This window comes from Streptomyces sp. CS113 (assembly GCF_002188365.1).
Lineage (GTDB): Bacteria > Actinomycetota > Actinomycetes > Streptomycetales > Streptomycetaceae > Streptomyces > Streptomyces tendae.
Window position 1 is genome coordinate 8,038,597 of record NZ_KZ195574.1, and the last position, 26,964, is coordinate 8,065,560.

The following is a 26,964-nucleotide window of genomic DNA, read 5'->3' on the forward strand; positions in this document are numbered from 1 at the left end:
GTCGCGACGGCTCATGCCCCCGTTTCTGCTCAGCGTAGTCCCGCGGACGGATTCCGGCATCCGGGGACGCTCCGGGGGCCCCGGGAGTACCAGGGGCACCGGGATTCTCCTGAGGGCGGAACGCCGCCCCCTTCCGCGACGCGACCGGAACCCTAGGCTGAGGAGGTGACCAGCCACGTGCCGAACGAAGCCCGCGTCCTTCCGCTGCGCCCACGGGCCGAGCGCCCCGCGGCGAGCCCCGCGGCGCGCCCCGCCGCCTCGCCGGTCTCCCCGGAGCGAAGGCCGCCCACCGTGCGGGAGCCCCTGTGGCGCGACCTGGTCGGCGACGTCCTGCGCCGGGAGCGCCTCGAGCAGGAGCGCACCCTGAAGGAGGTCGCCGAGGCCGCCCGGATCTCCATGCCCTACCTCTCGGAGGTGGAGCGCGGCCGCAAGGAGGCGTCCTCGGAGGTGCTGGCCGCCGCCGCGGGCGCCCTCGGGTTGGGCCTGGGCGACCTGCTGGCCCGCGCGCAGGGCGAGCTGGTCCGCCTCACCTCCCGGCACACCGGCGCGGGTGCGGGCCGCGGCACGCCCGGCACGCGGTTCGACGGGATGTGCCTGGCCGCCTGAGGACCCGCACGGGCCGGCGCCCCGCACGGTGCGGGACGCCGGCCCGACCCCTCACACCCGTGCCAGGCGCTGGGCGAGCACCTCGTCGGCCAGCCCGTACGCCACCGCCTCCCGCGCGCTGAACACCTTGTCGCGGTCCATGTCGGCGCGCAGCGTCGCCACGTCGTGGTGGGTGTGGCGGGCCAGTACCTCCTCCACCTGGGAGCGGATCCGCACCATCTCCTTGGCCTGGAGCGCGAGGTCGGAGACGGTTCCCTGCCGGCCGCCGCTGGCCGGCTGCCCGAGCAGCACCCGCGCGTGCTCCAGCACGAACCGCCGCCCGGGGTCCCCGCCCGCCAGCAGCACGGCCGCCGTGGATGCCGCCTGCCCGACACAGAACGTCGAGATCGGCGCCTGCACGAAGGTCATCGTGTCGTAGATCGCCATCAGCGACGTGAACGAGCCGCCGGGGGAGTTGATGTAGATCGCGATCTCGCTCTCCGGGGCCGACGACTCCAGATGCAGCAGCTGCGCGATCACGACGTTGGCGACGCCGTCGTCGATTTCGGTGCCCAGGAAGATGATCCGCTCCGACAGCAGCCGGCTGAACACGTCGTAGGACCGCTCGCCCTGCGGGGTCCGTTCGACGACGTTCGGAATCGTGTAGCTCCCCATGTCACAGCCCCATCCGTCGCTTGGCGGCGGCCGGGCGCACGTCCGCGAGGGATTGCACGACCTGGTCCACCATTCCGTACTCCCTGGCCTCCTCGGCCGTGAACCAGCGGTCGCGGTCGCCGTCCCGGGAGACGACCTCCGGGCTCTGACCGGTGTGCTCGGCGGTGATCCGCTCGATGGTCCGCTTGGTGAACTCCAGGTTGTCCGCCTGGATCTCGATGTCCGCGGTGGTGCCGCCGATGCCCGCCGACGGCTGGTGCATCATGATCCGCGCGTTCGGCAGGGCGTAGCGCTTGCCCGCCGTGCCGACGCTCAGCAGGAACTGCCCCATGCTGGCGGCGAACCCCATGGCGAGTGTCGAGACATCGTTGGGGATCAGCCGCATCGTGTCGTAGATGGCGAGCCCCGCGTGCACCGAACCGCCGGGGCTGTTGATGTACAGGCTGATGTCGGTGCGCGGGTCCTGCGCGGACAGGATCAGCAGCTGAGCGCAGACCCGGTTCGCGGAGACCTCGTCGACCTGGGTGCCCAGCAGCACGATCCGCTGGTCGAGCAACTGCTCGGCGAGCCGGTCGTCGAACCGGGTCGCGGGGGTGTCGCCCTCCTCGGCCCTGGGCGTGCGGGCCGGGGCCGGTCCGGTGGTGAGTGGAGACATCGGCGCTCCTTGTCGAGTCGTGGTCGGTGGGAGAGGGTCGGGCCGCGGCCGATGGCGCCGCGGTCCCCCCACTCTCGGTCCGCAACGGCCCCCGCCGGGGGTTTCTCTGCCCGCGGCAGATTCGCCACCGGCAGAGCGATGAGTTCCGCGGTCCGCGCCGGTCGACAGTGGTGACCGTGTTCCGCTCCCTGGAGGTACTCATGAGCACCGACGGATTCACCACCTGCCTGTGGTTCGACGGCGACGCCGAGGACGCCGCGCACTTCTACGTCTCCGTCTTCAAGAATTCCGGCGTCGGCGCCGTCACCCGCTACCCCGAGGGAGCACCGCAGCCCGCCGGCTCGGTGCTCACCGTCGAGTTCACCGCCAACGGCCAGAAGTTCGTGGGCCTCAACGGCGGGCCGCAGTTCAGGTTCAACGAGGCGATCTCCTTCCAGATCACCTGCGAGGACCAGGACGAGGTCGACCACTACTGGACCAGGCTCACCGAGGGCGGCGGCGAGGGCGGGCCCTGCGGCTGGCTCAAGGACCGGTTCGGCGTGTCCTGGCAGGTCGTCCCGCGCCGGCTCGAGGAGATGTTCCGCGACCCCGATCCCGCCAAGGTGGCGCGCGCCAACAAGGCCATGATGTCGATGGGCAAGCTCGACATCGACGCGCTGGAGCGGGCCTACGCCGGGCAGTGACCCCACACCCACGTACACGCAGGAGGCGGCAGTCATGGCCGTGCAACCCGAAGGGGCCCCTTGCTGGGCCGACGCGATGTTCACCGACGTCGAGGGAGCCAAGAGCTTCTACGGCGACGTGCTCGGCTGGACCTTCGGCGAGTCGTCGACGGAGTTCGGCGACTACACCCAGTGCTACGCGGACGGCAGGGCGGTGGCCGCCGTGGTCCCGCCCCCGCCCGGTCACGAGGACCGGTCGCAGTGGTGCCTCTACTTCGCCTCCCCGGACACGGCGGCGACCGCCGGCCGGATCCGTGAGGCCGGCGGGGAACTGCTCCTCGAACCGATGAAGGTCGGCGACTTCGGCACCATGTGTCTGGCCCGCGACCCGAGTGGAGTGGTCTTCGGCGTCTGGCAGGGCGACCGGCACGAGGGCTTCGAGGCGACGGCCGTGCCCGGCGCGTACTGCTGGGCGGAGGTCGTCACCCGCGAGCCCGCGAAGTCGGACGCCTTCTTCCCGGCGGTCTTCTCCTACCGGGCCCGGCAGATGCAGGACGACCAGGTGGACTTCCGCCTCTTCGACCTCGGCGGCGACCCCGTCCTGGGCCGCATGGCCATGACGGACGACGCCCCGCCCGAGACCCCGCCCCACATCGACGTCTACTTCACCGTCGGCGACTGCGACGACGCCGTGGCCCGCGCCACCGGGCTCGGCGGCAACCTGCGATTCGGCCCGATGACGACCCCGTTCGGCCGGTTCGCGGCGCTGAGCGACCCGCAGGGCGCGGACTTCTCGGTGATCGACATCACGACCACCGAGGGGGAGGTGCCCAAGGTCGCGGACGTCACCTAGACCCTGTCCGGACACCCCGCCGGGCCATGGCATGATCGGGCGCATGCGTGAACGTGTGGTGGCCGCGTGCGACGGGGCTTCGAAGGGAAACCCGGGTCCGGCCGGCTGGGCCTGGGTGGTGGCCGACGCGTCGGAGAACCCGGTCCGCTGGGAGGCCGGCCCGCTCGGCAGGAACACCAACAACGTCGCCGAACTCACGGCGCTGGAGCGCCTGCTGGCGTCGACCGACCCCGGCGTACCGCTCGAGGTCCGCATGGACTCGCAGTACGCCATGAAGGCCGTCACCACCTGGCTGCCCGGCTGGAAGCGCAACGGCTGGAAGACCGCCGCCGGCAAGCCGGTGGCCAACCAGGAGCTGGTCGTGCGCATCGACGAGCTGCTCGACGGCCGCTCGGTCGAGTTCCGTTACGTCCCCGCCCACCAGGTCGACGGCGACCGGCTCAACGACTTCGCCGACCGCGCCGCCAGCCAGGCGGCCGTCGTGCAGGAAGCGGCGGGCAGCGCTCTCGGCTCGCCGGAGCCGCCGCCCGCACCGGACGCCCCGGCGACCCGCAAGTCGCCGCGCCGGGCGTCGGGTGCGGCCCGCAAGGGCGGCGGCTCCTCGGCGCGCACCATCAAGGCCAAGTTCGCCGGGCGCTGCCTGTGCGGCCGCTCGTACGCGGCGGGGGAGTCCATCGCCAAGAACGACCGGGGCTGGGGCCACCCGGAGTGCCGCACGGCGACCGCCGGATAGACCGCGGCGCCCGACACACCGCACTCGCCCACGGCCGCGCGGCACCGGCCCGCGCCCCCTCCCTTGTTACTCTGCGGTCCCGAATGACCGTTATGAGTGCATACCAGGGGTGTGTGTGAAGGTCGCCTGCGTCGGCGGTGGGCCCGCCGGACTGTATCTGTCGATCCTGCTGAAGCTGCGGGACCCGAACCACGACGTCACCGTCCACGAACGCGACCCGGAGGGCTCCACCTACGGCTGGGGCGTCACCTACTGGCGCGGACTGCTCGACCGGCTCCAGGAGCACGACCCCGCCTCCGCGCGCACCGTCGAACAGCACTCCGTGCGCTGGCGGGACGGCGTCGCCCACGTCGGCGACCGGTCCACCCGCCACCAGGGTGACGAGGGCTTCGGCATCGGCCGCCACCGGCTCCTCGCGATCCTCGCCGCCCGCGCCCGCGAGCTGGGCGTCCGCCTGGAGCACGAACACCCGGTCACCGGCGCGAACCCGCCCGCCGCCGATCTGGTGGTGGCGGCCGACGGAGCGGGCAGTGCCCTGCGTGCCCAGCACGCCGAACACTTCGGCACCGAGATCACCGGCGGCCGCAACCCCTACGTGTGGCTCGGCACCACCAAGGTCTTCGACGCCTTCACCTTCGCCTTCGTCGAGACCGGCCACGGCTGGATCTGGGCGTACGGCTACGGCTTCGGCCCCGAGGGCAGCACCTGCGTCGTCGAGTGCGCGCCCGCGACCTGGACCGGACTCGGCCTGGACCGGGCCGACGAGGCCGAGGCACTGGTCCTGCTGGAGAAGCTCTTCGCCGACCTGCTGGCCGGACACCCCCTCACCGCGCGGTCCTCGGGACGGGCCGGGACCCCGTGGCGCACCTTCCGCACCCTCACCAACCGCACCTGGTCCCGGGGCAACCTCGTGCTGCTCGGCGACGCCGCCCACACCACGCACTACTCTATCGGCGCCGGCACCACGCTCGCCCTGGAGGACGCCATGGCGCTGTCGGCGGCACTGCACGAGCGGGCCACCCTCCCGCAGGCCCTCGCCCACTACGAACGCGAACGCCGGGCGGCCCTGCTGCCGGTGCAGAGCGCGGCCCGGCTCAGCGCCCAGTGGTACGAGAACCTGCCGCGCTACATCCACCTGCCGCCGGAGCAGATGTTCGCCCTGCTCGGCCAGCGCCACTCGCCGCTGCTGCCGTACCTCCCGCCCCGCCTGTACTACCGGATCGACCGGGCGGCCGGCCGGCTGGAGACGCTGCGCAGGGTCAAGCGCCGGCTGGGGCCCGTGATCGCGCGCACGGCCCAGGCACGCAGGCTCGCCACCGGCGACGGGCCGGACCCCTCCCGGCGTCCCGGCGCGGTGCCCGCGCACCGCGGATGACACACTGACGCCATGGACGAGCGCACTTTCGGCAGGTCGGATCAGCACGCGTCGGTCGTCGGCCTCGGCACCTGGCAACTGGGCGCCGACTGGGGAGACGTCGACGACAAGGAGGCCCTCGCGGTACTGGAGGCGGCGGCCGAGTCGGGGGTGACCTTCTTCGACACGGCGGACGTCTACGGCGACGGCCGCAGCGAGCAGACCATCGCGACGTTCCTCGCGAGCAGGCCCGACCTGCACGTACTGGTCGCCACCAAGATGGGTCGCCGGGTCGACCAGATCCCGCAGAACTACGTCCTGGACAACTTCCGGGAGTGGAACGACCGCTCCCGCCGCAACCTCGGCGTCGACCGCCTGGACCTGGTGCAACTGCACTGCCCGCCGACGGCCGTCTACTCCAGCGACGAGGTGTTCGACGCCCTGGACACCCTGGTCGAGGAGGAGCGCGTCGCCGCGTACGGCGTCAGCGTGGAGACCTGTGCCGAGGCGCTGACCGCGATCGCCCGGCCGAACGTGGCGAGCGTCCAGATCATCCTCAACCCGTTCCGGATGAAGCCCCTGCGCGAGGTCCTGCCCGCGGCCCGGGAGGCCGGCGTCGGCATCATCGCCCGGGTGCCGCTGGCGTCCGGCCTGCTGACCGGCAAGTACACCAAGGACACCGTCTTCGCGGCCAACGACCACCGGAACTTCAACCGGCACGGCGAAGCCTTCGACCAGGGCGAGACCTTCTCCGGCGTCGACTACGCCACCGGGGTGGAGGCCGCCGCCGAGTTCGCCGCGCTCGCCCCCGAGGGGTACACCCCGGCCCAGCTGGCGCTGCGCTGGATCGTCCAGCAGCCCGGCGTGACAACCGTGATCCCGGGCGCCCGTTCGCCCGAGCAGGCCCGCGCCAACACCGACGCCGCCCGGCTGCCGGAGCTGTCCGACGACACCCTCGCCGCGATCCGCGACCTCTACGACCGCCGCGTCAAGGACCAGGTCGAGGGCCGCTGGTAGGCGTTTCGCGGGCGACGGGTCCCGGCCTCACGGCACCAGGAGCAACTGCCGTTCCCGCTCCTGGTCGCCCGAGGCCGCCCCGTCGTCGCGCGCGTTGAAGGCGCGGGACAGCGTCTCGCTCGCCGCCTCCACGGCCTGCGGCGTGCCCTGCACGGTCACCGTCACCGGCGCGGAGAGCGTGTCGCCCGCTGCCCCCGAGGGCGCCGCGGCGGCCTGCGGAGTGTCCGGGGAGTCGAAGGTCGCGGTGCGCACCGTCGCACCCTCGTCGGCGGGCGGGCCGTCGGACGTCCCGAAGACGCCCTCCAGGGCGCGGACGATCGCCCGCGCGTCGTCGATGCCGCCGCCGTCGAGCGTCACGGTGAGCTGAGTGTCGGACATCCTTCGCACTTCCTTTGCCGCGCCTCGGTCGGTCCCGGCCCGTGTAACCGCCTCCCGATCACCCAAACCGGGCGTCGCCCGCCCGGACCCGCGCCTGAGTACCGGGATCCCGGGAAGAGGGGAAGGGGACGCAGCCGACGGGCAACGGGAGGTAGACGTGACGGACTCGGACTCGGGAGCGGCTGAGGGGCAGGTCCGGCGCAGGGGCCGCAACGAGACCGAGGAGGAGCGGGCGGACCGGATGTGGACGGAGCTGATCCAGGAGGTCCGCGTCGCGCAGATGGGCGTGCAGATCCTGTTCGGCTTCCTGCTGACGGTCGTCTTCCAGCCGAAGTACGAGAGCCTCTCGGACACCGATCAGACGATCTACCTGATCACGGTGGTCCTCGGTGCCGTGACGACCGGCGCCCTGATCGGCCCGGTGTCCCTGCACCGCCTCGTCTCCGGACGGCGGGTCAAGCCCCAGGCGGTGCGGTGGGCGTCCCGGCTGACCGTGCTCGGCCTGGTGCTGCTGCTCGCCACCACGGCCTGCTCGCTGCTGCTCATCCTGCGCGTCGCGACCCACGACGGCTGGGTGCCCTACATCGTCACCGGTGTGGTGCTCTGGTACCTGCTGTGCTGGTTTGGCATTCCGCTCTGGACCCGGCACCGCCACACGGCCCGCTGAAACCCGGCGGCTATCAGCCCTCCGCCGTCAGCTCGGCGAGGAAGTCGTCGACGCAGACGCGTTCCCGCCCCGGCCGGACCACCGTGTGCGTCTCGTGCAGGAAGGCCTCGACGGCCGCGGCCCACACGAACACCACGGCACGGTGCCGGTCCCCGTCGGCCCGGTCGTCGCCCAGCAGTTCGATGCGCAGCTCGTCCCACATGCCCCGGGACTCCGGCCGCAGCCGTACGTCGCCCACGCCCACCGGACGGGTGAGCCCCTCGGCGACCATCTCCCGGTCCAGCGTCCAGCGGGCGAGTACCCGGCCGTCGTGGCTGAAGAGCACCGTGAGGGCGAACGGGTCCGCCGCGTCGTACGCGAGGTGGGCGAGCACCGGGAACCGGTCGGCGGTGTCGCCCGCCTGGAGCTGCACGACCAGGGTCTTGTGCACGGCGGTGTTCACGGGAGCCTCCAGGAGGACGGACGTAGAGCCCTCTAGTACCCCGCACAGCGGCGAGATGCTCAGTCGTCCGGGTGATTCGCCCGGCCCCGGGTTTCAGTCGCGGCCGAACTCCTCGCGCAGCGCGGGCAGCAGGGTCTTCTCCGACCAGTCCAGGAAGGCGGGTTGCGACTCGCCGCCGATCTGCACCAGGGCGATCTCGGTGAACCCGGCCTCGACGTACGGACGTACGGCCGCCACGAAAGCGTCCGGGTCGTCGCCGCAGGGGATGGACTCGGCGACGTCGTCGGGCGTCACGAACTGGGTGGCCGCCTCGAAGGAGTCCGGGTGCGGCAGCTCGGAGTTGACCTTCCAGCCGCTGCCGAACCAGCGGAACTGCGCGTGGGCCCGCTTGATCGCGGTGTCCCGGTCCGGGTCGTAGGAGACGGGAAGCTGCCCCACGCGCGGCTTGCCCGATCCGCCGTGCCGGTCGAAGGACTCCAGCAGACCCGCCTTCGGCTCGGTGGCGATCACCAGGTCGGCGAACTCGCCCGCCAGCTCGCAGGAGCGCTCCCCGGAGACGGCGACACCGATGGGCGGTGCCGTCTCCGGCAGGTCCCAGAGCCGGGCCGACTCCACGTCGAAGTGCGTGCCGCGGTGGTTGACGTGGCCGCCCGCGAACAGCGCCCGGATGATCTCCACGGCCTCCTTGAGCATCTCGTGCCGTACGTCGACGGACGGCCAGCCGCCGCCCACCACGTGCTCGTTGAGGTTCTCGCCCGAGCCGAGACCCAGCCGGAACCGGCCCTCGGACAGCAGCTGAAGCGTCGCCGCCTTCTGCGCCACCACCGCCGGGTGGTACCGGAACGTCGGACACGTCACGTACGTCATCAGCGGGATCCGGGAGGTTGCCTGCGCCGCGGCGCCCAGCACGCTCCAGGCGTAGGGCGCGTGGCCCTGCGCGCGCAGCCAGGGGAAGTAGTGGTCCGAGGTCACCGAGAAGTCGAACCCCACCTCCTCGGCCCGCACCAGATGGCCGACGAGTTCCCGCGGGCCGGCCTGCTCGGTCATCATCGTGTATCCGATGTGCGCCATGGCGCCCGAGTCCCCGCCCGGCCCGAGGGAAAACAGGGGGAAAGCAGAGGAAGACGGGGCGGAAGGGGTCAGGCCACGTCTTCCCGGAAGGTGCCGAGGAAGGCGGCGAGCGCCCGCTCGTTCGCGGTGTCGTCCCAGTCGCCGGCCGGAGTCGTCCAGCGCAGCGAGAAGCTGCGCCCGCCGCCGAGCAGGAACCCGCGGCCGAAGGTGCGGACCCGGGAGCCGTCGTCCCGTGCCAGCCACTCCATGTCGGCCGCCGCACGCCCGCGGTAGGTGGTCGCGCGGATCTCGCCGATCCGCCGGTAGCCGTCCGAGCGTGCCAGCTGCGGCTCCACGTCGTCGCGCCAGACGGCCACCGGGTCCGCGCCCGCCTTCCTGCTGTAGGTGACGGCGAGGGTGCGCGGATCGCCGGACGCGCCGAACACCACCCGGTACGCGCCGCCCGGCACGCGTGCGGTGTCCAGCCGCCGCCAGCCGCCGGGCAGGGCGACGGAGAAGCCCTCCGGCGCGTCGTAGCGGCGAAAGCCCGCCGGAGCGGGGACACCCGGCCGGGAGGGCGAGGCGCTCGCGGCCGGCCCGCCGGACGGGGAGGAGGGCGAGGCGGGCAAGCCGGATCCGGTGGGTGGGGCGGACGGCGTCGAGGGGCGCGGCCGGGCGCCCGTGGCGGCGCCGTCACCGGTGCCGGGGCGCTCGTCGGTGGCGGCGAGGACCGCGAGCACGGCGACCGTGACCGTCGCGAGGGCCAGCGCGGTCCCGGCGACCACGGTCCGCCGCGACCGGTCGCGGCCCGCCCGCCGGGCGGCGGCGTACACGCCGCGCAGTCCGGGCCGGGTGGTCACCTCGGCGGTGGTGCCGGGTTCCTCCGCCAGGGCCCGGGTGAGGGCCGCGCGCACCACGGGGTGGGTCAGCCGCTCCCGGGAGTCCTTGCGCAGCAGCCCTTGCACGGCCCGGGCGAGCGGACCGGCGCGCACCGGCGTGCGCAGCGGCAGCCGGTCCACCCCCTTCAGCGTGGCCTCGGGCCGGCCCCGGTCACGGAACGGCGGCCGGCCCTCGACCATCGTGTAGAGGATCGCGCCCAGCGTCCACAGGTCGGCCGCGGGTCCGATCCGCTCGTCCCGGGCCTGCTCGGGAGAGGCGTACTGCGGTGCCGTCAGCCGCGGGGCGAGGGTGGCGCCGGCCAGCCCGAAGCCGGTGACGACGACGGAGCCCTCCTCGCGCACGAACACCTGCCCCGGGCTCAGCTCGCCGTGCGTCACGCCGTGGGTGTGCGCCGCGTCCAGCACGGCGAGCAACTCCAGTCCGACGCGCGCGGCCCTGGCGTAGTTGAAGGCGCCCCGGCGGTCGAGGAGGTCACCGAGGGGAACACCGGCGACCCATTCGGTCACCGTCCACAGCATGCCGTCCAGCACCACCGCGTCGAGTACCACGGCGATCCGCCCGGGGCACAGCGACGCCATGGTCTCGCCGGTGCGGATCACCCGGCCCGGGGCCCGGCAGGCGGCCTCACCGGCGGGTTCCTCCGGCAGCGCGATCTGCGTGACCAGGCACGGGCGGCCCGTCGTGGCGTCCTCCCCGGACCAGCAGACCCGGTTCGCCTCGCGCTGGACGACCTCGAACAGGCGGTAGCGTCCGGCGACCAGCTCGTGTGTGGAGACGTGCGCCCTGCCCATGGCCATCCCTCGTTCGCACCGCCGGCTCACTGCTCGACCAGAGGTACGTCGCGGGGACGGGGGCGCGTTCAGCGAACGCGCCCCTCGGCCCGGTTTCTGACCCTTCTTCAAGAACGGCAGGCGCGGCACCCGGGTGCGGCACCCGGCCGCGGCACTCGCACGGCCCCGGCCCTGCCCGGTGTCAGCGCAGTCCGAAGCGGTCCGCCCACACCGCCATGTCGGCCACCGTGGCATTGCCCCCGCACACCACGAGCCCGATCCGGGCGTCGCCGCCGACCCGCTCCACCACCCGCCGGGCCGCCGGGAGCAGACAGCCGGCGGCCGGCTCGGTCCACACCTTGGCGTGCTCGGCGAGCGCGAGCGAGCCCTCCACCGCCTCCCGGTCCGACACCACGAGCACCTCGGTGACCAGCTCCGACACATGGTCGTACGTCACCTGGGAGACGGCCGGCGCGCTGAGCGTGGTGACGACCGAGGACAGCGGCACCGCGAGCGGCCCGCCCGCCGCGAGCGCCCGGGACATGGCCTCGGCGCCCTCGGTCTCCACGCCCCAGATCCGCACCCCGGGCCGCAGCGCCCGCAGCGCCGCCGCCACGCCCGCGATCAGCCCGCCGCCCCCGATGCTCACCAGCACGTCGGTGAGGCCGGCGGCGTCCTCGGCGAACTCCAGTCCCACGGTGCCCTGACCGGCGATCACCACGGGGTCGTCGAAGGGATGGACCAGGGTCAGCCCCTCCTCCCGGAGCCGGGCGACGAGCGCGAAGGCGCTGTCCATGCCGTCGGTGAGGCGCACCACCGCGCCCGCCTCCTCGGCGATCTCCACGGAACGGGCCGGTGCCGTGCGCGGCATGACCACCGTGGCCTTCACGTCGAGGGCGGCCGCCATCACCGCCACCGCGATGCCGTGGTTGCCGCCGCTGACCGCGACGACACCGGCGGCCCGCTCGGCCCCGGTCAGCGACAGGAGCTTCGCCGTGGCACCGCGCGCCTTGAAGGAGCCGGTGCGCTGGAGCAGCTCCAGCTTGGCGGTGACCGGGACGCCGAGCAGCGCGGACAGCCCCGGGCTGGGCACGGTCGGGGTGCGTAGGACATGTCCGGCGATCCGCTCGGCCGCGGCTTCGATCTCCGTGATCCCGATCAAGGCAGTCTTCCTTCCGGCGCGGGCGGTGATCCGCGCCCCTTCGCACCCTTTCGCGCGACGCCCCCAAGGTCAACACGGACCCCGGGGGCCGGGGCGAAGGAAGGAGGGCTCAGTGCTGCTGCGTCTTCTGCGGCGTCGCCTCACTCGGCCGTACGACGACGAAGCCCTCGCCCTGGAGCAGCAGCTGGACGGCCTCGCCCGAACCCCCGCGCAGCATCGAGCCGATCGACTGCGACCGGTGCAGGGAGGTCGAGAGTCCCGCGGACCAGCCGACGATCGCGTCCGTGTCGACGTAGACCGGGTACTGCTGCGAGACCGGGATGACCAGCTGATTGCCCTCGCACACCAGGCCCAGCCTGCCGTGCCCGGTGAAGACGCTGTTGAACAGTCCGCCACCGGCGATGCCCGAGCCCTTGACGGTGGCGATGCGGTAGGACAACGACGCGTCGAAGCACAAGACGTTGCGGCCGTTGACGGTGAACTCGTCACCCGGCTCCACCTCGACGATGAAGCAGTTCTGGGCCTCGTTCGCGAACCAGGCCTCGCCCTGTCCGCGCACCGCCATCAGCGGCAGCCCCTCCCCGGTGACCGCGCGCTTGAGCATGCCGCCCACGCCCTGGCCCTTGCGCTCGAACTGGAGACTGCCCCGGTAGGCGATCATCGCGCCCTGCCGGGCGAGCATCTCGCCGTTCACCGTGTACCGGACGCACTTGGAGTTCTCGACGGTCATGCCCGGCGCCGTGGCGGGCTGCACCATGTGCTCGCTGGAAAAGAGGTCACCCTTCATGCCCTCATCCTTCAGCCGCCGAAGAGTTGCGTCCAGTAGGTGCCCGCCCGGCCGCCGCCGGCCAGGCCGACGCCGATGCGGGTGAAGTCGGACTTGAGGATGTTGGCCCGGTGCCCCGGGCTGTTCATCCAGCCCTCCACGACGTCGGCGGGGGAGCGCTGGCCGCAGGCGATGTTCTCGCCGACCGTGCGCCCGGCGGCGCCCGCGGCGGCGGCGCGGTCCCAGGGCTTGCCGCCGTCCGGGTCGGTGTGGGAGTAGAAGTCGCGGGCCACCATGTCCGCGCTGTGCGCCTGCGCCGCGGTGGTCAGCCGGGCGTCGACGGCCAGGGCGGGCAGTCCCGCCCCGGCCCGCTCCCGGTTGGTGAGGCCGACGACCTCCGCCGTCGTGCGGGCCAGGCCGTCCGGGGTGAGCGGCACGGCCCACAGCGCCGTCCAGTAGGTGTCACCCGACGGCCCGCCGGTGACGTGCGCCCACCCGGCGTGCGTGAAGCGGGCGTCGTGCAGCGTGCGCCGGGTGCGCTCGGTGCCGAGGCAGTACGCGACGAACTCGGCGGGCGTGCGCGGGCCCGAGACCAGGTGCTCGCCGACGGTGAGATAGGCGAATCCGGCGGAGACGACGCGCTGGTGGACCGAGACGCCGTCCCGCGTCTCGACGCTCAGCGTGCCCGCGGCGGCCATGGCGGCGGCGTGGGCGCGGGCCGCGGAGAGCAGCCGGGGGTCGGTCCGTACGGAGGGCGAACCGGTCGTGGCACGGGCGGAGTTGACCAGGTCGAGCAACGCGTCGGACGGGCCCCCGGGCCCGGCCGGTTCCGGCGCCGCGGCGGGCCGGGGCGGCGCGTCGTCGCTCACCTCCACGCCGAAGTCCCGGGCGAGTCCGGCCAGTCCGTCCGCATAGCCCTGTCCCAGGGCGCGCACCTTCCAGCCCGCGCCCCGCCGGTAGAACTCGAGGAGCAGCAGCACCGTCTCCTGGCCGGGACGCGCGGGGGTGAACCGGGCGACGGCCCGGCCGCGGGCGTCGGCGACCCGGACCGTGGGGGAGGGGAGCGCGCTCAGCACGGTGCCGGGGTCCGACGGACTGACCGCCACCGTCACCCGGGTGGCGCCCGGCCGCAGCCGCGCCGGATCGACGGTGAGCGTGTCGTCCCGCAGCCGCGCTCCGGGTGCCTCCGGCTGGTTGTAGAAGACGAAGTCCTCGTCGCCGCCGACCTTGCCGCCGTCGTCCGTGACGAGTGCCGACACGTCGAAGCCGCCGGGCACCCGTACGCTCACGGGGCCGCCCGGCAGAGGGACGTTGCCCCCGGGGACCAAGTCGCTCATCGTGCCGCCCTGTGTCGTGGTGCGCGCTCCGGATGCCGGTGCCGGGTCAACGTCCGCCGGGCGGCGGGGGTTCCCGGAGGCCGCCTCAGTGCGGCGACGTCGGCTCCGGGGCGACCAGGCCCTGCCGGTGGGCGACCGCGACCGCCTCCGTGCGGCTGGCCGCGTTCAGTTTGGCGAGGATGTTGGACACGTGGACGCTCGCCGTCTTGGCGCTGATGAACAGCTCCTCGCCGATCCGGCGGTTGCTGTGACCCAGGGCGAGCAGCCGCAGGACGTCCTGCTCGCGGGCGGTCAGGGCCGCGGTGCCCGCCCCGGCCGCCGCCGGGCCGCCCGTGAGCCGGCCGCGGCGGGCCAGGTCGTCGAGCCGCTCGCGCAGCACCGTCGCGCCGAGCCGGTCGGCCTCCCGGCGCACGGTGTCCGCCTCGGCGGCCGCCTCCTCGCGGCGGTCGGCGGCCAGCAGCGCCTCGGCCAGCCGCAGCCTGCACCGCGCGCGTTCGTAGGCGTCGCCGTACGTGAAGGCGGCCACCGCCTTCTCCCAGGCGGCCGGGTCCGGCGCGGCGCCGGCCACCCGGGACCACTCGGCCTCCGCGCGCGCCAGCCACGCCTGGCCCTCCGGGCCCTGCGGCATGTCGTCGTAGCCGTGCCCGGCGGACCAGCGGGCGTCGGCCAGCAGTTCGGCCGCCGTGTCCGACCAGCGGGCCACCCCGGCGTCGTCCCCGGCCCGGCGCAGCTCGGTCACGGTGTCGGCGACGGCGGACAGCGCGAGGGTGGCCAGGCGGAGGGTCACGGTGGGCCGCGTGCCCGCCTCGGTGAGCGTCTCGACACTGGACCGCATCCACCGCACGGCGTCCTCCGCGTCCCCGCGCAGCGCCGCCGCGTCGGTCAGCACGACCGCCGCGACCATCCGCGCCATCCAGTCGAACGGCCCGCTCAGCAGGGCGCGGGCCCGGTCGGCCGCCCCCCGGTCACCGCGCGCCAGCGCCACGTACAGCCCCGGCCCGAGGGCGTGACCGTCCACGGCCGACCGCTCCCCGGCGTCCTCGGCGGACTCGCGCAGCACCTCGTCCCAGTGGCCCAGCGTGTACCGCACGAGCAGCCGCAGATACCGCATCTCCCGCGGGTACGGCGAGGACAGCAGCCCGGAGCGGCGGGCCCGGTCCAGTCCCTCCGACGCCCAGGGCAGGCACTCCTCCAGGTCGCCGGACTCGAAGCAGCCGATGGCGAGGTTGAACAGCGCGCGCAGCTCCACGGGGGCGTTGCCCGCCCGCCGCGCCAGCTCGCGTGCCTCCAGGAGCCGCTCCCGGCCCTCGGGGGTGGCGCGGTTGTGGCCCTCCAGGCTGGTCAGGGAGATCAGCAGGTCGGCGCGGGCGTCGATGACCTCCAGCTCCCCGGCGACCTCCAGCGCCCGGCGGGCCACCCGCAGCGCCGTCGCGTTCTCACCGACCTGGCGGGCCGCCGTCACGTGCGTGGCCGCCGCCCACACCCACGTCGAGGAGGGCGGCTCGGCGGGGATCAGGCCGAGTGCCTCGCTGCTGTAGGCGTACGCGGACTCCAGGTTGTCGACGCTGAGCAGATTGCCGGCCAGGGTGTAGCGGACGCGCGCGGCCAGCTCCAGGTCCGCGTCCTGGCCGAGGCCGGCCAGCGCGGAGCGGGTGAGGGAGACCGCGCGGTGCAGTTCACCGGCGTGCACGGCGGCCGCGGAGGCACGCAGGGTGAGCGTCACCGCGTCGGGTCCGGCGGGCCGCGCGGCGGCGTCGACCGCCGTCCACAGGTCCAGCGCCGCCTCGACGTGCCGCAGCTCCTCGGCGGGCGCGCCGATGCGCTGGGCGTGGTCGGCGGCCTCCAGGGACGCGGCGAGCGCCTCGGGCAGGTCGTGGCTCTCGCGGTAGTGGTGCGCGCGCTCTGCCGCGTGGTCCGGCCGGCGGTCGGGACCGGCGAGCAGCCGGGCGAAGGCGCCGTGCAGCCGGGCCCGTTCACCGGGCAGCAGGTCCGCGTAGACGGCTTCCCGGGCGAGGGCGTGCCGGAAGGAGTAGGTGTCCCCGTCGCCGGAGACCAGCACCTGCCGCTCCACCGCCTCGCGCAGCGCCGACTCCAGCTCCTCCTCGGGCAGCCCGACGGCGTCCCGCAGCAGGACGTGTCCCACCCGGCGGCCCGCCACGGCGGCGGTGCGCAGCACCTGCTGGGCGGTCTCGGACAGCTGCTCGAACCGGATGAGCAGGACGTCGGCCAGCCCGCTGGGGACGCCCCCGGCCGGCGCGTCCGTGGCGGCGACCAGTTCCTCGGCGTAGAAGGCGTTGCCCTCGGCCCGCTCCACGATCCGGCGCACGGTGCTGTCGGGCAGCCGCCGATCCCGCAGCGAGCGCACCAGCCGGGCCACGTCGGCGTCCGGCAGCGGGCGCAGCTCCAGCCGCTCCACGCCGGGCAGGCGCACCAGCTCGGCCAGCAGCGGGCGCAGCGGATGGCGGCGGTGCAGGTCGTCCGCCCGGTACGAGGCGAACAGCGCGAGCCGGTGGCCCGGGGCCCCGCCCGCCGGGCGCTGCAAGACCCCCCGCCCGAGCAGGAACCTCAACAGGTCCCGGGAGGACTGGTCGGCCCAGTGCAGGTCCTCCAGGACCAGCAGCAGCGGTGCGACGTCCGCCAGGTCGGTCAGGAGGGCGGCCACGCCCTCGAAGAGCCGCAGCCGGGAGGGCGCGGCGTCGGTTCCGTCGTCCGGGCCGCCGCCGAGCAGCCGGTCCGCCACCGGATGCCCGGCGAGTACGGCGGCGAACCGCTCGTCGGCGGCGAGCAGACCCAGGATCTCGGTGAACGGCAGATACGGCAGACCCACGTCGCCCAGGTCCACGCAGTGACCGGTGAGCACCGTCGTCCCGGCCGCCGCGGCCCGCCCGGCGACCTCGTCCAGGGTCCGGGTCTTGCCGACCCCGGCGTCCCCGGCCACCAGGACCGCGCGGGCCTCACCGGCGCGGGCGCGGTCCAGCACGCCGGTGAGACGCGCGAGTTCGTCCTCGCGGCCGACGAGCGGGCTGGTGAGTGAGGTCTGCGGCACGCCGCCCATCCTGACACGCGGGTCCGACGGCGGGCCTCCCCGTTTCCCGGGCCGGCGGCCCGGGTCAGCGGTGGAGTGTGCTCGCCCAGTCGGCCGGGACCCGGCCCGCCGGGCCCGGGGACGGCTGGTCGGCCGGGTGGCTGCCGGGCGGGGCGAGATCCGGGCCCGACTCGCGCACCTCGTTGGTCGCGTAGTCCCAGTACCACTCCTCGCCCGGCTCGAAGCTCTGCACCACCGGATGCCCGGTGGAGCGGTAGTGGCCGGTCGCGTGCTGCCCCGGCGAGCTGTCGCAGCAGCCGACGTGGCCGCAGCTCGCGCAGCGCCGCAGGTGGAACCACCAGCCGCCGGCCGCGTCGCACTCGGCGCAGCCGGTGCCGCTCGGCGGGACGGTGGGGTCGATTCCGGTGTCGCTGGTCATACCGGCTCCTCGGTAGGTTCGGCTGGATCGGTCGGTTCGCCCGCATCGGCCGCATCGGCCGGATCGGCTTCCGTGGCGGTGAGCGGCAGGAGCACCTGGAAACGGGTGTCCCCCGGCACGGACTCGACCTGAAGGCTGCCGTGGTGCTTGTTGACCACGATCCGCCAGGAGATGTCCAGTCCGAGCCCGGTGCCCTCGCCCACCGGCTTGGTGGTGAAGAACGGGTCGAAGATGCGCTCCCGGATCTCCGGGGCGATCCCGGTGCCGGTGTCCCGGAACTCCACCAGCAGCCGGTCGTGGTGGAGCGCCGTCCGCACGGTGAGTGTCCCCTCGCCGCCCGCCGCGTTCACCGCGGCGACCGCGTTGTCGATCAGGTTGGTCCACACCTGGTTCAGCTCCGCCGGGTACGCCGGGACCCGGGGCACCGTACGGTCGTACTCCTTGACGACCTCGATCCGCGGACCGATCTTCCCGGAGAGCATCAGCAGGGTGCTGTCGAGGAGTTCGTGGACGTCGACCGTCCGGTGCGGCGCCCGGTCCAGCTGCGCGTACTGCTTGGCCGCGTCCACCAGGTGGGAGACGCGGGCGGTGGAGTCCGCGATCTCGTTCATCAGCAGCTCGGTCTCGACCGTGTAGTTGAGCCAGCCGACCGCTCCCGGCAGGATCTCCGCGTCCACGGCCGCCGCGACCTGCTCCAGCCACTCGGTGTCGAGCCCCGCCTGCACGAAGGTCGGCGCCAGCTGCCAGCCCTGCTCGATCCCGTGGTCCTGAAGCCAGTCGCCGAGGACGTCCTCCCGGTCGGCCGCCTCCAGCGGGCTGAGCGAGGGCGCCTTGGCCACCCGCTCCGCCGTGCGCTCCTGGATGTCGATGAGCCCCGCGAGCGCGTCGCGGGAGAACGGGCCCTCGGCGATCACCGCGAGCTTGTGCCGCATCTTCGCCACCCGCTCCCGCAGCGACGAGGTGGCCCGGACCGCGGCCGCCGCCGGGTTGTTCAGCTCGTGGGTGAGACCCGCGGACAGCGAGCCCAGCGCCAGCAGCCGCTCGCGCTGGCCGATGGCGCGCTGGGTGTTCTTGGACCCGAAGAACAGCCCCTCCAGCAGGTGCACGGCCATCGGGAACCACTCCCGCATGACCGCCGCGAAGGTGTCCGCCGGGAGCACGAAGAACCGCGTCGGCTCGGTGACCCGCATCGAGTTGTTGTAGACCTGCGGCACCCGGTCGCCGACGTACGCCTGCATCGCGCCCGCGTACACCCCGGGCTGCGAGGTGCGGTTGGTCTCCACGTCGTCCCCGCCGACCCGGCGGGTCAGTACGACCGTCCCCTCCAGCATCACGTAGAAGCAGGTGGCGTCCTCGCCCTCGGCGTACACCGGGCCCGGGTCGAACAGCTCCACCCGGCCCTCGGCGCACAGCCGGCCCAGCTGCTCGGGCGTCAGCTTCTCGAACAGGAACAGCTTCCCGATCTCCTCGGGGCTGCATGGCATCGGCCGCCCGCTCACGACTGCTCCAGGTACCGGTGGACGAGCATCACGGCCATGGCTCCCTCTCCGACGGCGGACGCGACCCGCTTGGCGGACTCCGCGCGGGCGTCGCCCGCCACGAACACGCCCGGGACGCTGGTCTCCAGGTGGTACGGCGGCCGGTCCAGCTCCCAGTCGGCCGGCGGCCGCCCGTCGGGGGTCAGATCCGGCCCGGCGAGGATGAAGCCCCGCTCGTCGCGCAGCACGGTGCCGTCCAGCCAGTCGGTCAGCGGGGCCGCGCCGATGAACACGAACAGCCACTGCGCGTCGACGAGTTCGGTGGCGCCGCCGACCGCGTCGCGCAGGGTGAGCCGCTCCAGGTGGCCGTCGCCGTGCGCGCTCTCGACGACGGTGCCGCAGCGCACCCGGATGTTGGGCGTCTCCTCGATCTGCTGGACCAGGTAGTACGACATCGACGCCGCCAGGGACTCGCCGCGCACCAGGAGCGTCACGGACTTGGCACCCCGGGCCAGGTACATCGCGGCCTGCCCGGCCGAGTTGGCGCCGCCGACGATGTACACGTCGTGGCCCTGGCAGGAGGCCGCCTCGGTCAGCGCCGAGCCGTAGAACACCCCGCAGCCGGCCAGGTCCTCGGTGCCCGGCGCGGTCAGCTGCCGGTAGGACACGCCGGTCGCCAGGATGACGCTGTGCGCGGCGATCGCCGAGCCGTCCGAGAACCGGACGACGCGCGCCGCGCCGTTCGCCTCCAGGCCGGTCACCTCGCGTGCGGTGAGGATCTCGGCGCCGAACTTCGCCGCCTGCCGCCGGGCCCGCTCGGTGAGCTGGCCGCCGGAGACCCCGTCGGGGAAGCCCAGGTAGTTCTCGATGCGCGAGCTCTGCCCGGCCTGGCCCCCGGTCGCCGACCGCTCCACCAGCACCGTGCGCAGCCCCTCCGAGGCCCCGTACACGGCCGCGCCGAGCCCCGCCGGGCCGCCGCCGATCACCACCAGATCGTAGAAGTCGGCCGTCGGCGTGGTCGCCAGACCCACCCGGGCCGCCAGCTCGGGCGCCTCCGGCTCCACCAGCGGGGTCCCGTCCGGCGTGACCACCACCGGCAGCCGCTGCCCGTCCTGCCCGGCCGCCGACAGCAGCCGCCGCCCCTCCGGCTCGTCGGCGGAGTACCAGCGGTAGGGCACCTGGTTGCGGGCCAGGAACTCCCGGACCTCCGAGGACCGCGCCGACCAGCGGTGCCCGACGACCTTGGTGCTGGGCACCGGACGGTGGTCGCCGGTGCGCCAGGCCTGGAGCAGGTCGTCCAGGACCGGATAGAGCTTCTCCTCGGGCGGGTCCCAGGGCTTGAGCAGGTAGTGGTCCAGGTCGACGACGTTGATCGCGTCGATCGCCGCGTTGGTGTCCGCGTAGGCCGTCAGCAGCACCCGCCGGGCGCCCGGGTACACGTCGAGGGCCTGTTCGAGGAACTCGATCCCGTTCATCTGCGGCATCCGGTAGTCGGCCAGGATCACGGCCACCAGGTCGCCGCGCAGCTTCAGTTCCCGCAGTGCGCCGAGCGCCGACTCGCCGGACTCCGCGCGCACGATCCGGTACGTCGCGCCGTAGCGCCGCCGCAGGTCGCGGGCGACGGCGCGGGAGACCCCCGGATCGTCGTCCACGGTCATGATGACGGTCCGTGTCTCCCCGTCGGCCTGTGCCATACGTCCCCCACGTCGAGCGGCCGGATTCACGGCACGGCGTCCCCGTCACCGCACCGGCCTGCGCCCATCGTATGTTCGATCGCGGGACCTCGCTCGGGCGGCGGGGGCGGGGCGCCCGGCGCCCGTACGCTCCCCCCGCGCGGCCGTGCGGACGGCTTGGGGAAGACTGGCCTACGAGAACGACGTTCCCGCGACCCCAGGGAGGGACCCGCATGACGCGCCCGATCACGGCAGGCTCGGACGGTTCGGAGGAGAGCCTGGCCGCACTGGCCTGGGCGGCGAGGGAGGCGGTCCGCCGCCGCGCCCCGCTGCACGTCGTGCACGCCTGGCGGTTCCAGGGGCAGGGCGTGGCCGGCTCGGTGGACCGGGACACGCAGGAGGGCTGGGCGCGCGATGCGCTCTCCCAGGCGGTCGGGACGGTCACCGAACGGCACCCCGGCCTCACGGTGACCACCGACGTCCGCGAGGGGGACGCCGTATCGGCCCTGCTCGGCGCCGCGGCCGGCGCCGAGACGCTGGTCCTCGGCTCGCGCGGGCACGGGGCGGTCGTCGGCTTCCTGCTCGGCTCGGTCGGTCAGCAGGTGATCGCCGAGGCGACCCGGCCGGTCGTCCTGGTGCGGGCCGGAGACGAGGCCGCCGCCGAGGCCGGGGGCCGCGAGGTGGTCGTGGGCCAGCAGGGCGAGCCGGAGGACAGCGCCGACGTCATCGGGTTCGCCTTCGAGGCGGCCGCCGCCCGGGGTGCCACCGTGCGCGCCGTTCGGGCCTGGACCCTGCCGACCGTCTTCACCTACAGCCCCGGCTCGATGGCGCTCGCCGACGAGGCCGGGGGCCTGGAGCAGTACGAGCGCAAGGCGCTCGGCGAGGCGCTCGCCCCGTGGCGCGAGCGCTTCCCCGACGTCCCGGTGGTGGAGCACGTGGAGATGGGCAGCGCGGGCCAGGTGCTGCTGTCGGTGTCCGCGAACGCCCAGCTGATGGTGGTCGGCCGCCGGGCCCGGCGGACGGCCGTCGGCGCCCGGATCGGCTCGGTGGCGCACGGCGTGCTGCACCACGCGGAGTGCCCGGTGGCGGTGGTCCCGCACACCTGAGACCCGGCCGCGCCGCTCAGTCCTCCGTGGGCTGGAGGGTCTCCCGGGCCCTGGGCAGGATGGTGACGAGGTAGTCCTCGACGGCCGTGTCCAGGCCGATGTCGTGCTGGGCCCGCTCGGACAGGTACCAGCGGTGCTCCAGCAGCTCGTGGTAGATCTCCGCCGGGTCCATCGCGCCGCGCAGCTCCACCGGCACGGCGCGCACGGTGGGCCGGAAGACCTCGCGCACCCAGCGGTGGGCGAGGACCTCCGGTCGGGCGCCGAGGGGGTCGCCCGGGGCGTAGTCGTCCTGGGTGGCCATCCAGCTCTCCAGGTCGTTCAGCAGCCGCCTGGCCTGGTTCTCCTCGGCGTCCAGGCCGGTCAGGCGCAGCAGCTGGCGCTGGTGGTGACCGGCGTCGACGACCTTGGGCACGAAGGTGACGGTGTCACCGTTGGAGGCGTGCTCGATCTGCATCTCGGCCACGTCGAAACCGAGGTCGTTCAGCCGCCGGATGCGGCGCTCGATGTAGTGGTACTTGCCCGCCGGATAGACGGAGGTGCGGGTCAGCTCCTGCCACAGGCTCCGGTAGCGGGCGCAGATCTCGGTGCCGAACTCGACCGGGTCGACGGAGGGGTGCAGCGCCCCCGAGGCCTCCAGGTCGAGCAGTTCCCCGCTGATGTTCACCCGGGCGAGGTCGAGGTCGTAGTCGCGCTGGCCGTCGCTGAGCCGCGGGTGCAGCTCCCCGGTCTCGGCGTCGACCAGGTAGGCGGCGTAGGCGCCCGCGTCGCGGCGGAAGAGCGTGTTGGACAGCGAGCAGTCGCCCCACGCGAACCCGGCCAGGTGCAGCCGGACCAGCAGCACCGCGAGGGCGTCCATCAGCCGGTGCATGGTCGCCGGGCGCAGCGTCGTCTCGAACATCGACCGGTACGGCTGCGAGCCGCCCAGGTGCCGGGTGACCAGCACCGGTTCCAGCGCCTCGCCGGCGGCGTCGGAGCGGCCGGTGACCACCGCCAGCGCGTCCACCGCCGGGATGGCGAGCCGGTCCAGGTCGCGCAGCAGCTGGTACTCGCGCAGCGCGGGCCGCTCGGCCAGCTCCTTGACGGCGATCACCTCGTCCCCGGCGCGCGCGTAGCGGACCACGTGCCGGGAGATGCCGCGCGGCAGGGGCACGAGGTACTCCTCGGGCCACTGCTCCAGCGGCAGCTGCCAGGGCAGTTCGAGCAGGAGCGCGGGGTGCTCCGGATTGGTGGCGCTGATCTGCAAGGCCATGCCCCGACTCTAGAACGCCCGTTCCCGCGCCCGTTGCGCGGCGTCCTTCACCGGCCCGCGGTGGACGGGACCGTGTCCCGGGAGCAGCAGGTCGCCCTCCAGACCGGCGATGACGTCGAGCGAGGCGACCGCGCCAGCCCGGTCGTGGTGGAACAGGTCGGGCAGCAGCTGCGGTCCCTCGGTCCGGGCGAGGGCGTGCCCGCTCACCAGCGCGTCGCCGGAGATCACCACTCCGGCGTCGGGCAGGTGGTAGACGCAGTGGCCGTCGGTGTGCCCGGGGGTGTGCACCGGAACGGGCCGGCCGGGCAGGTCGAGGGCGCCGTCCGCCGGGAAGGGCGCGGGCGCGGTCACCGGATGCTGCTCGGTGCCGCCGGTGCGCAGCACGTGCACCATCCACGGCAGCACGCCGGGCCGCCAGGCGTTGCGCAGCACCGTGCCGACCGACACCTGCTGCAGGACGTCGCGGCGGGCGTGCGGCACCTCGGACTCGTGCAGCAGGACCGGAGTGCCGTGGGTGGCGCGCAGGTACTCGGCCGAGCCCAGGTGGTCGTTGTGGGCGTGGGTGATCAGCACGGCCGCCACCGCCTCGGGCGAACTCCCGACGGCGGCCAGGGAGTCCAGCAGCGCCCGGCGGTCGCCGGGGTATCCGGTGTCGACGAGTGTCGCCCCGTCGCCGTCGGTGAGGATGACCCAGTTGGTGTGGCCGCCGTGCACCAGGTAGGTGCCGTCGGCCACTTGTCGTACGTCCGCGCTCATGGTCTCCCGCGCTCCAGGTCGGATGCCCCCGCGCGCTACAGCCAACCAGAAGTGGCGGGCGGACGATCGCCGGCCCTCAGCGCACGCCGTGCGGGCGGAACTGGACGCTGATGCGGGGACCGGCGGCGCGGGTGCTCTTGGGGATGCAGTGCTCCCAGGTGCGCTGGCAGGAGCCGCCCATCACGATCAGGTCGCCGTGGCCCAGCGGGCGGCGCACGGTCTGCCCGCCCCCACCCGCGGGGCGGAGCAGCAGGTCCCGGGGTGCGCCCACCGAGAGGATGGCGACCATCGTGTCCCGGCGCGCGCCGCGCCCGATCCGGTCGCCGTGCCAGGCGACGCTGTCCCGGCCGTCGCGGTAGTGACACAGTCCCGCGGTGGTGAACGGCTCGCCCAGTTCCTCGGCGTAGTGCGCGCAGAGCGCGTCGCGCGCCTCGGTCAGCAGCGGGTGCGGGAGCGGGTCGCCCGCGCCGTAGAAGGCCAGCAGCCGGGGCACGTCGACGACGCGCTCGTACATCTCACGCCGCTCGGCGCGCCAGGGAACCTCGGCGGCCAGCCGTTCGAACAGCGCGTCGGCGCCGCTCAGCCACCCGGGGAGCAGGTCGATCCAGGCTCCGGAGCCGAGGTGGGTGCGGCGCAGTCCGTCGAGCGGGTTCAGCCGGACCTCGTCGGTCTGGTCGAAGAGCGATCCCTGGAGGTGCCTGGTCATGGGGACCAGCGTACTCCTGATTCGAAAACATGTTCTAAGGGTGCGGCTGTCGCCCTCGTCACCCGCTCCCACCCGCCGCCGCCTCTCCATCCCCCTTTCCGTGACCGGCCCCTTTCGATACGTCGGTGTATCCGATACATTCGCGCATCGAACCGAGCGAAGGAGCCGGGCATGGTGCCGAAGGCGGTCACCGGGCGGGTGACCAGGCGGCGCGTGCACACCCGCGCGAACCTCCTGGACGCCGCGTTCGCGGTGTTCGCCGCCAAGGGCTTCGGGCGGGTGTCGATCGAGGAGGTCTGCGAGGCGGCCGGGTACAGCCGGGGCGCCTTCTACTCCAACTTCGGCAGCCTCGACGAGCTGTTCTTCGCCCTCTACCGGCAGCGGGCCGACCTGATCGCCGAGCAGGTGTCCGCCGCCCTCGCCTCCGACGGTCCCGGCCTGGACGTGCCCGCCGCGGTGGAACGCGTCACCGAGGTGCTGCTCCTCGACCGGGACTGGCTCCTGGTGAAGACGGACTTCCTGGTGCACGCCGCCCGCGACCCGGAGGTCGCCCGGACCCTGCTCGAGCACCGGGCCCGGCTCAGGCGGGCGATCGCCGACCGGCTCGCCCGGGCCCGTGGACACACCGCACTGCCCGCGGTCCTCGGCGACACCGAGGAGGCCGCGCACGCCGTGGTCGCCGCGTACGACGGGGTCACCACCCAACTGCTCCTGGACCGGGACGCCGCGGGCGCCCGGCTCTGGCTGGGACAGCTGCTCACCGCGCTGCTCACCGACGGCAGCACGCGCCAATGACGGAACAGGAAGGGGACGGTCGCCATGGATGCCGACGTCATCGTGGTCGGAACGGGTCTGGCGGGCCTGGTCGCGGCCCACGAGCTGACCAGCCGGGGCAGGAGGGTCGCCCTGGTCGACCAGGAGAACGCGGCCAACCTCGGCGGGCAGGCCTTCTGGTCCTTCGGGGGCCTCTTCCTCGTCGACTCCCCGGAGCAGCGGCGGCTCGGCGTCAAGGACTCCCTCGACCTGGCCTGGAACGACTGGCAGGGCAGCGCCGGATTCGACCGGACCGAGGACGAGGACTCCTGGGCGGTGCGCTGGGCACGGGCGTACGTCGAGTGGGCGGCGGGGGAGAAGCGGTCCTGGCTGGCCGGGCACGGCATCACCTTCCTGCCCACCGTCGGCTGGGCCGAGCGCGGCGACCTGAGGGCGGGCGGCCACGGCAACTCCGTACCCCGCTTCCACATCGCCTGGGGCACCGGCACGGGGGTCGTCGAGCCCTTCGTGCGGTACGCGAAGCAGGCCGCGCGCGACGGGCTGCTCACCTTCCACCACCGCCACCGCGTCGACCACCTGGTCGTCGAGGGCGGCACGGCGCGCGGGGTGCGCGGCACGGTCCTCGCCCCGGACGACTCACCGCGCGGCGTCGCCTCCAGCCGCGACGCGGCCGGGGAGTTCGAACTCACCGCCCGGGCCGTGATCGTCACCTCCGGCGGCATCGGCGCCGACCACGACATCGTGCGCCGCCACTGGCCCGAGAGCCTGGGCACCCCGCCCGCCGAGATGGTCACCGGTGTCCCCGCCTACGTCGACGGACGGATGCTCGGCATCAGCGCCGAGGCGGGCGCCCGCCTGGTCAACCGGGACCGGATGTGGCACTACACCGAGGGCGTGCGCAACTGGGACCCGATCTGGCCCGGCCACGGCATCCGCATCCTGCCCGGACCGTCCTCGATGTGGTTCGACGCGCTCGGCCGCCGGCTGCCCGAACCGTACCTGCCCGGCTACGACACCCTCGGCACCCTGCGCCACCTGCGCACGGCCGAGGGCCTCGCGGAACACGACCACTCCTGGTTCGTCCTCACCCGGAAGATCGTCGAGAAGGAGTTCGCGCTCTCCGGTTCCGAGCAGAACCCCGACATCACCGCCAAGGACCGCGCGGGCTTCCTGCGCGAACGCCTGCTCGGCAAGGGCGCCCCGGCCCCGGTGGACGCGTTCCTGCGCAACGGCGCCGACTTCGTGACCGCGCCGGACCTGGAGCAACTGGTGGAGAAGATGAACCGGTTGACCGACAAGCCGCTCCTGGACGCCGCCGCACTGCGGCGGCAGATCGAGGCCCGGGACCTGCAACTGGCCAACCCCTACGCCAAGGACGCCCAGGTGCAGGGCATCCGCAACGCCCGCCGCTACATCGGCGACCGCCTCGGCCGGGTCGCCACCCCGCACCGCCTCCTCGACCCGGCGGCCGGCCCGCTGATCGGCGTCAAGCTGCACATCCTCACCCGCAAGACCCTCGGCGGCATCCAGACCGACCTGGACTCCCGCGCGCTGGGCGCCGACGGCACCCCGGTCGAGGGCCTCTACGCGGCCGGTGAGGTGGCCGGCTTCGGCGGGGGAGGGGTGCACGGGTACAACGCGCTGGAGGGCACCTTCCTCGGCGGCTGCCTGTTCTCCGGCCGGGCGGCGGGCCGGGCCGCGGCCCGGGAGACCGCCTGAGCGGCGTGAGACTCCCACCGGGGCCCCGGCCGC

General features: G+C 74.0%; 26 protein-coding genes. 10 read left to right on the forward strand and 16 right to left on the reverse strand.

The genetic code is table 11. The annotated features are described in order from the left end of the window. Positions 1-165: 165 nt before the first annotated feature. The gene (locus B9W62_RS36300) at positions 166-606 is read left to right on the forward strand and encodes a helix-turn-helix domain-containing protein (RefSeq protein ID WP_087811139.1); all 441 of its coding nucleotides are present in this window, start codon (positions 166-168) and stop codon (positions 604-606) included. 51 nt (positions 607-657) lie between these two features. Here the strand turns inward: B9W62_RS36300 and B9W62_RS36305 are convergent, their stop codons facing one another. Next, positions 658-1,260: a ClpP family protease gene (locus tag B9W62_RS36305; protein ID WP_087811140.1), complete on the reverse strand. Its 603-nt coding sequence runs from the start codon at positions 1,258-1,260 to the stop codon at positions 658-660. Between the two features lies 1 nt (position 1,261). Next, entirely contained in the window at positions 1,262-1,915 is a 654-nt protein-coding gene (locus B9W62_RS36310; RefSeq protein ID WP_087811141.1) for an ATP-dependent Clp protease proteolytic subunit, read from the reverse strand. Between the two features lie 200 nt (positions 1,916-2,115). On the opposite strand from B9W62_RS36310, the gene B9W62_RS36315 reads away from it, so the two are divergent. The 5 genes from B9W62_RS36315 (at position 2,116) to B9W62_RS36335 (ending at position 6,534) form a co-directional block, all read left to right on the forward strand. Next, positions 2,116-2,598, forward strand: a complete 483-nt coding sequence (locus B9W62_RS36315) for a VOC family protein (protein ID WP_087812268.1) — start codon at positions 2,116-2,118, stop codon at positions 2,596-2,598. A gap of 34 nt (positions 2,599-2,632) precedes the next feature. Then, positions 2,633-3,430 carry a VOC family protein gene (locus tag B9W62_RS36320; protein ID WP_087811142.1) on the forward strand — a complete coding sequence of 266 codons (798 nt, stop codon included), beginning with the start codon at positions 2,633-2,635 and terminating at the stop codon, positions 3,428-3,430. A 31-nt stretch (positions 3,431-3,461) separates the two neighbouring features. Continuing rightward, on the forward strand, positions 3,462-4,163 hold the full coding sequence (locus B9W62_RS36325; protein ID WP_087811143.1) for a ribonuclease H family protein: 702 nt from the start codon (positions 3,462-3,464) through the stop codon (positions 4,161-4,163). Positions 4,164-4,278: 115 nt separating this feature from the next. Continuing rightward, a complete protein-coding gene (locus B9W62_RS36330) occupies positions 4,279-5,538 on the forward strand; it encodes an FAD-dependent monooxygenase (RefSeq protein WP_179235845.1) in 1,260 nt (419 codons plus the stop codon). A gap of 12 nt (positions 5,539-5,550) precedes the next feature. After that, a complete protein-coding gene (locus B9W62_RS36335) occupies positions 5,551-6,534 on the forward strand; it encodes an aldo/keto reductase (RefSeq protein WP_087811145.1) in 984 nt (327 codons plus the stop codon). Positions 6,535-6,561: 27 nt separating this feature from the next. Here B9W62_RS36335 and B9W62_RS36340 read toward each other — a convergent pair whose 3' ends face one another. Continuing rightward, complete coding sequence (locus B9W62_RS36340; protein ID WP_087811146.1) at positions 6,562-6,912, reverse strand: hypothetical protein; 351 nt, start codon at positions 6,910-6,912, stop codon at positions 6,562-6,564. A gap of 157 nt (positions 6,913-7,069) precedes the next feature. On the opposite strand from B9W62_RS36340, the gene B9W62_RS36345 reads away from it, so the two are divergent. Beyond that, the gene (locus B9W62_RS36345) at positions 7,070-7,579 is read left to right on the forward strand and encodes a DUF6328 family protein (protein ID WP_087811147.1); all 510 of its coding nucleotides are present in this window, start codon (positions 7,070-7,072) and stop codon (positions 7,577-7,579) included. Between the two features lie 13 nt (positions 7,580-7,592). Here B9W62_RS36345 and B9W62_RS36350 read toward each other — a convergent pair whose 3' ends face one another. The 10 genes from B9W62_RS36350 to B9W62_RS36395 all read right to left on the reverse strand — a co-directional run bounded on the left by B9W62_RS36350 (position 7,593) and on the right by B9W62_RS36395 (position 20,642). Continuing rightward, positions 7,593-8,021 carry an SsgA family sporulation/cell division regulator gene (locus B9W62_RS36350; RefSeq protein ID WP_087811148.1) on the reverse strand — a complete coding sequence of 143 codons (429 nt, stop codon included), beginning with the start codon at positions 8,019-8,021 and terminating at the stop codon, positions 7,593-7,595. A 93-nt stretch (positions 8,022-8,114) separates the two neighbouring features. Next, positions 8,115-9,092: an LLM class F420-dependent oxidoreductase gene (locus B9W62_RS36355; RefSeq protein WP_087811149.1), complete on the reverse strand. Its 978-nt coding sequence runs from the start codon at positions 9,090-9,092 to the stop codon at positions 8,115-8,117. 68 nt (positions 9,093-9,160) lie between these two features. After that, complete coding sequence (locus B9W62_RS36360; RefSeq protein ID WP_087811150.1) at positions 9,161-10,768, reverse strand: protein kinase domain-containing protein; 1,608 nt, start codon at positions 10,766-10,768, stop codon at positions 9,161-9,163. A 175-nt stretch (positions 10,769-10,943) separates the two neighbouring features. Next, positions 10,944-11,903 (reverse strand): threonine/serine dehydratase family protein, encoded by a 960-nt coding sequence (locus B9W62_RS36365; protein ID WP_087811151.1) that lies wholly within the window; start codon positions 11,901-11,903, stop codon positions 10,944-10,946. Between the two features lie 109 nt (positions 11,904-12,012). Then, positions 12,013-12,690, reverse strand: a complete 678-nt coding sequence (locus B9W62_RS36370; protein WP_087811152.1) for an AIM24 family protein — start codon at positions 12,688-12,690, stop codon at positions 12,013-12,015. A gap of 11 nt (positions 12,691-12,701) precedes the next feature. Next, entirely contained in the window at positions 12,702-14,006 is a 1,305-nt protein-coding gene (locus B9W62_RS36375) for a CAP domain-containing protein (RefSeq protein ID WP_087811153.1), read from the reverse strand. A gap of 85 nt (positions 14,007-14,091) precedes the next feature. Next, complete coding sequence (locus tag B9W62_RS41030) at positions 14,092-17,061, reverse strand: helix-turn-helix transcriptional regulator (RefSeq protein WP_087811154.1); 2,970 nt, start codon at positions 17,059-17,061, stop codon at positions 14,092-14,094. A 55-nt stretch (positions 17,062-17,116) separates the two neighbouring features. Further along, complete coding sequence (locus B9W62_RS36385) at positions 17,117-17,470, reverse strand: UBP-type zinc finger domain-containing protein (protein ID WP_087811155.1); 354 nt, start codon at positions 17,468-17,470, stop codon at positions 17,117-17,119. Beyond that, positions 17,467-18,954, reverse strand: a complete 1,488-nt coding sequence (locus tag B9W62_RS36390) for an ATP-binding protein (protein WP_256976708.1) — start codon at positions 18,952-18,954, stop codon at positions 17,467-17,469. Before B9W62_RS36390 ends, B9W62_RS36385 begins: the two co-directional genes overlap by 4 nt. 11 nt (positions 18,955-18,965) lie before the next feature. Beyond that, the gene (locus tag B9W62_RS36395; protein WP_087811157.1) at positions 18,966-20,642 is read right to left on the reverse strand and encodes an NAD(P)/FAD-dependent oxidoreductase; all 1,677 of its coding nucleotides are present in this window, start codon (positions 20,640-20,642) and stop codon (positions 18,966-18,968) included. 212 nt (positions 20,643-20,854) lie between these two features. On the opposite strand from B9W62_RS36395, the gene B9W62_RS36400 reads away from it, so the two are divergent. Next, complete coding sequence (locus tag B9W62_RS36400) at positions 20,855-21,727, forward strand: universal stress protein (RefSeq protein ID WP_087811158.1); 873 nt, start codon at positions 20,855-20,857, stop codon at positions 21,725-21,727. A gap of 16 nt (positions 21,728-21,743) precedes the next feature. Here the strand turns inward: B9W62_RS36400 and B9W62_RS36405 are convergent, their stop codons facing one another. The 3 genes from B9W62_RS36405 to B9W62_RS36415 form a co-directional block, all read right to left on the reverse strand. Then, a complete protein-coding gene (locus B9W62_RS36405; protein ID WP_087811159.1) occupies positions 21,744-22,976 on the reverse strand; it encodes a DUF4032 domain-containing protein in 1,233 nt (410 codons plus the stop codon). A gap of 9 nt (positions 22,977-22,985) precedes the next feature. Further along, positions 22,986-23,732, reverse strand: a complete 747-nt coding sequence (locus tag B9W62_RS36410; protein WP_087811160.1) for an MBL fold metallo-hydrolase — start codon at positions 23,730-23,732, stop codon at positions 22,986-22,988. A gap of 76 nt (positions 23,733-23,808) precedes the next feature. After that, positions 23,809-24,438: an alpha-ketoglutarate-dependent dioxygenase AlkB gene (locus tag B9W62_RS36415; RefSeq protein WP_087811161.1), complete on the reverse strand. Its 630-nt coding sequence runs from the start codon at positions 24,436-24,438 to the stop codon at positions 23,809-23,811. A gap of 171 nt (positions 24,439-24,609) precedes the next feature. Here B9W62_RS36415 and B9W62_RS36420 point away from each other — a divergent pair, with 171 nt between their 5' ends. Both B9W62_RS36420 and B9W62_RS36425 read left to right on the forward strand, forming a co-directional pair. Then, positions 24,610-25,233 carry a TetR/AcrR family transcriptional regulator gene (locus tag B9W62_RS36420; RefSeq protein ID WP_179235846.1) on the forward strand — a complete coding sequence of 208 codons (624 nt, stop codon included), beginning with the start codon at positions 24,610-24,612 and terminating at the stop codon, positions 25,231-25,233. 24 nt (positions 25,234-25,257) lie between these two features. Next, on the forward strand, positions 25,258-26,931 hold the full coding sequence (locus tag B9W62_RS36425; RefSeq protein ID WP_087811162.1) for an FAD-binding dehydrogenase: 1,674 nt from the start codon (positions 25,258-25,260) through the stop codon (positions 26,929-26,931). Positions 26,932-26,964 lie beyond the last annotated feature (33 nt).

What these genes read in the sequence shown, in the direction of transcription:
- B9W62_RS36315 (WP_087812268.1), top strand. Translation starts at nt 2,116, where the DNA reads ATGAGCACCGACGGATTCACCACCTGCCTGTGGTTCGACGGCGACGCC.
- B9W62_RS41030 (WP_087811154.1), bottom strand. Translation starts at nt 17,061, where the DNA reads ATGGGCGGCGTGCCGCAGACCTCACTCACCAGCCCGCTCGTCGGCCGC.
- B9W62_RS36405 (WP_087811159.1), bottom strand. Translation starts at nt 22,976, where the DNA reads ATGGCCTTGCAGATCAGCGCCACCAATCCGGAGCACCCCGCGCTCCTG.
- B9W62_RS36395 (WP_087811157.1), bottom strand. Translation starts at nt 20,642, where the DNA reads ATGGCACAGGCCGACGGGGAGACACGGACCGTCATCATGACCGTGGAC.
- B9W62_RS36375 (WP_087811153.1), bottom strand. Translation starts at nt 14,006, where the DNA reads ATGAGCGACTTGGTCCCCGGGGGCAACGTCCCTCTGCCGGGCGGCCCC.
- B9W62_RS36425 (WP_087811162.1), top strand. Translation starts at nt 25,258, where the DNA reads ATGGATGCCGACGTCATCGTGGTCGGAACGGGTCTGGCGGGCCTGGTC.
- B9W62_RS36310 (WP_087811141.1), bottom strand. Translation starts at nt 1,915, where the DNA reads ATGTCTCCACTCACCACCGGACCGGCCCCGGCCCGCACGCCCAGGGCC.
- B9W62_RS36355 (WP_087811149.1), bottom strand. Translation starts at nt 9,092, where the DNA reads ATGGCGCACATCGGATACACGATGATGACCGAGCAGGCCGGCCCGCGG.
- B9W62_RS36340 (WP_087811146.1), bottom strand. Translation starts at nt 6,912, where the DNA reads ATGTCCGACACTCAGCTCACCGTGACGCTCGACGGCGGCGGCATCGAC.
- B9W62_RS36420 (WP_179235846.1), top strand. Translation starts at nt 24,610, where the DNA reads ATGGTGCCGAAGGCGGTCACCGGGCGGGTGACCAGGCGGCGCGTGCAC.
- B9W62_RS36325 (WP_087811143.1), top strand. Translation starts at nt 3,462, where the DNA reads ATGATCGGGCGCATGCGTGAACGTGTGGTGGCCGCGTGCGACGGGGCT.
- B9W62_RS36335 (WP_087811145.1), top strand. Translation starts at nt 5,551, where the DNA reads ATGGACGAGCGCACTTTCGGCAGGTCGGATCAGCACGCGTCGGTCGTC.
- B9W62_RS36385 (WP_087811155.1), bottom strand. Translation starts at nt 17,470, where the DNA reads ATGACCAGCGACACCGGAATCGACCCCACCGTCCCGCCGAGCGGCACC.
- B9W62_RS36400 (WP_087811158.1), top strand. Translation starts at nt 20,855, where the DNA reads ATGACGCGCCCGATCACGGCAGGCTCGGACGGTTCGGAGGAGAGCCTG.
- B9W62_RS36370 (WP_087811152.1), bottom strand. Translation starts at nt 12,690, where the DNA reads ATGAAGGGTGACCTCTTTTCCAGCGAGCACATGGTGCAGCCCGCCACG.
- B9W62_RS36320 (WP_087811142.1), top strand. Translation starts at nt 2,633, where the DNA reads ATGGCCGTGCAACCCGAAGGGGCCCCTTGCTGGGCCGACGCGATGTTC.
- B9W62_RS36305 (WP_087811140.1), bottom strand. Translation starts at nt 1,260, where the DNA reads ATGGGGAGCTACACGATTCCGAACGTCGTCGAACGGACCCCGCAGGGC.
- B9W62_RS36390 (WP_256976708.1), bottom strand. Translation starts at nt 18,954, where the DNA reads ATGCCATGCAGCCCCGAGGAGATCGGGAAGCTGTTCCTGTTCGAGAAG.
- B9W62_RS36360 (WP_087811150.1), bottom strand. Translation starts at nt 10,768, where the DNA reads ATGGCCATGGGCAGGGCGCACGTCTCCACACACGAGCTGGTCGCCGGA.
- B9W62_RS36415 (WP_087811161.1), bottom strand. Translation starts at nt 24,438, where the DNA reads ATGACCAGGCACCTCCAGGGATCGCTCTTCGACCAGACCGACGAGGTC.
- B9W62_RS36410 (WP_087811160.1), bottom strand. Translation starts at nt 23,732, where the DNA reads ATGAGCGCGGACGTACGACAAGTGGCCGACGGCACCTACCTGGTGCAC.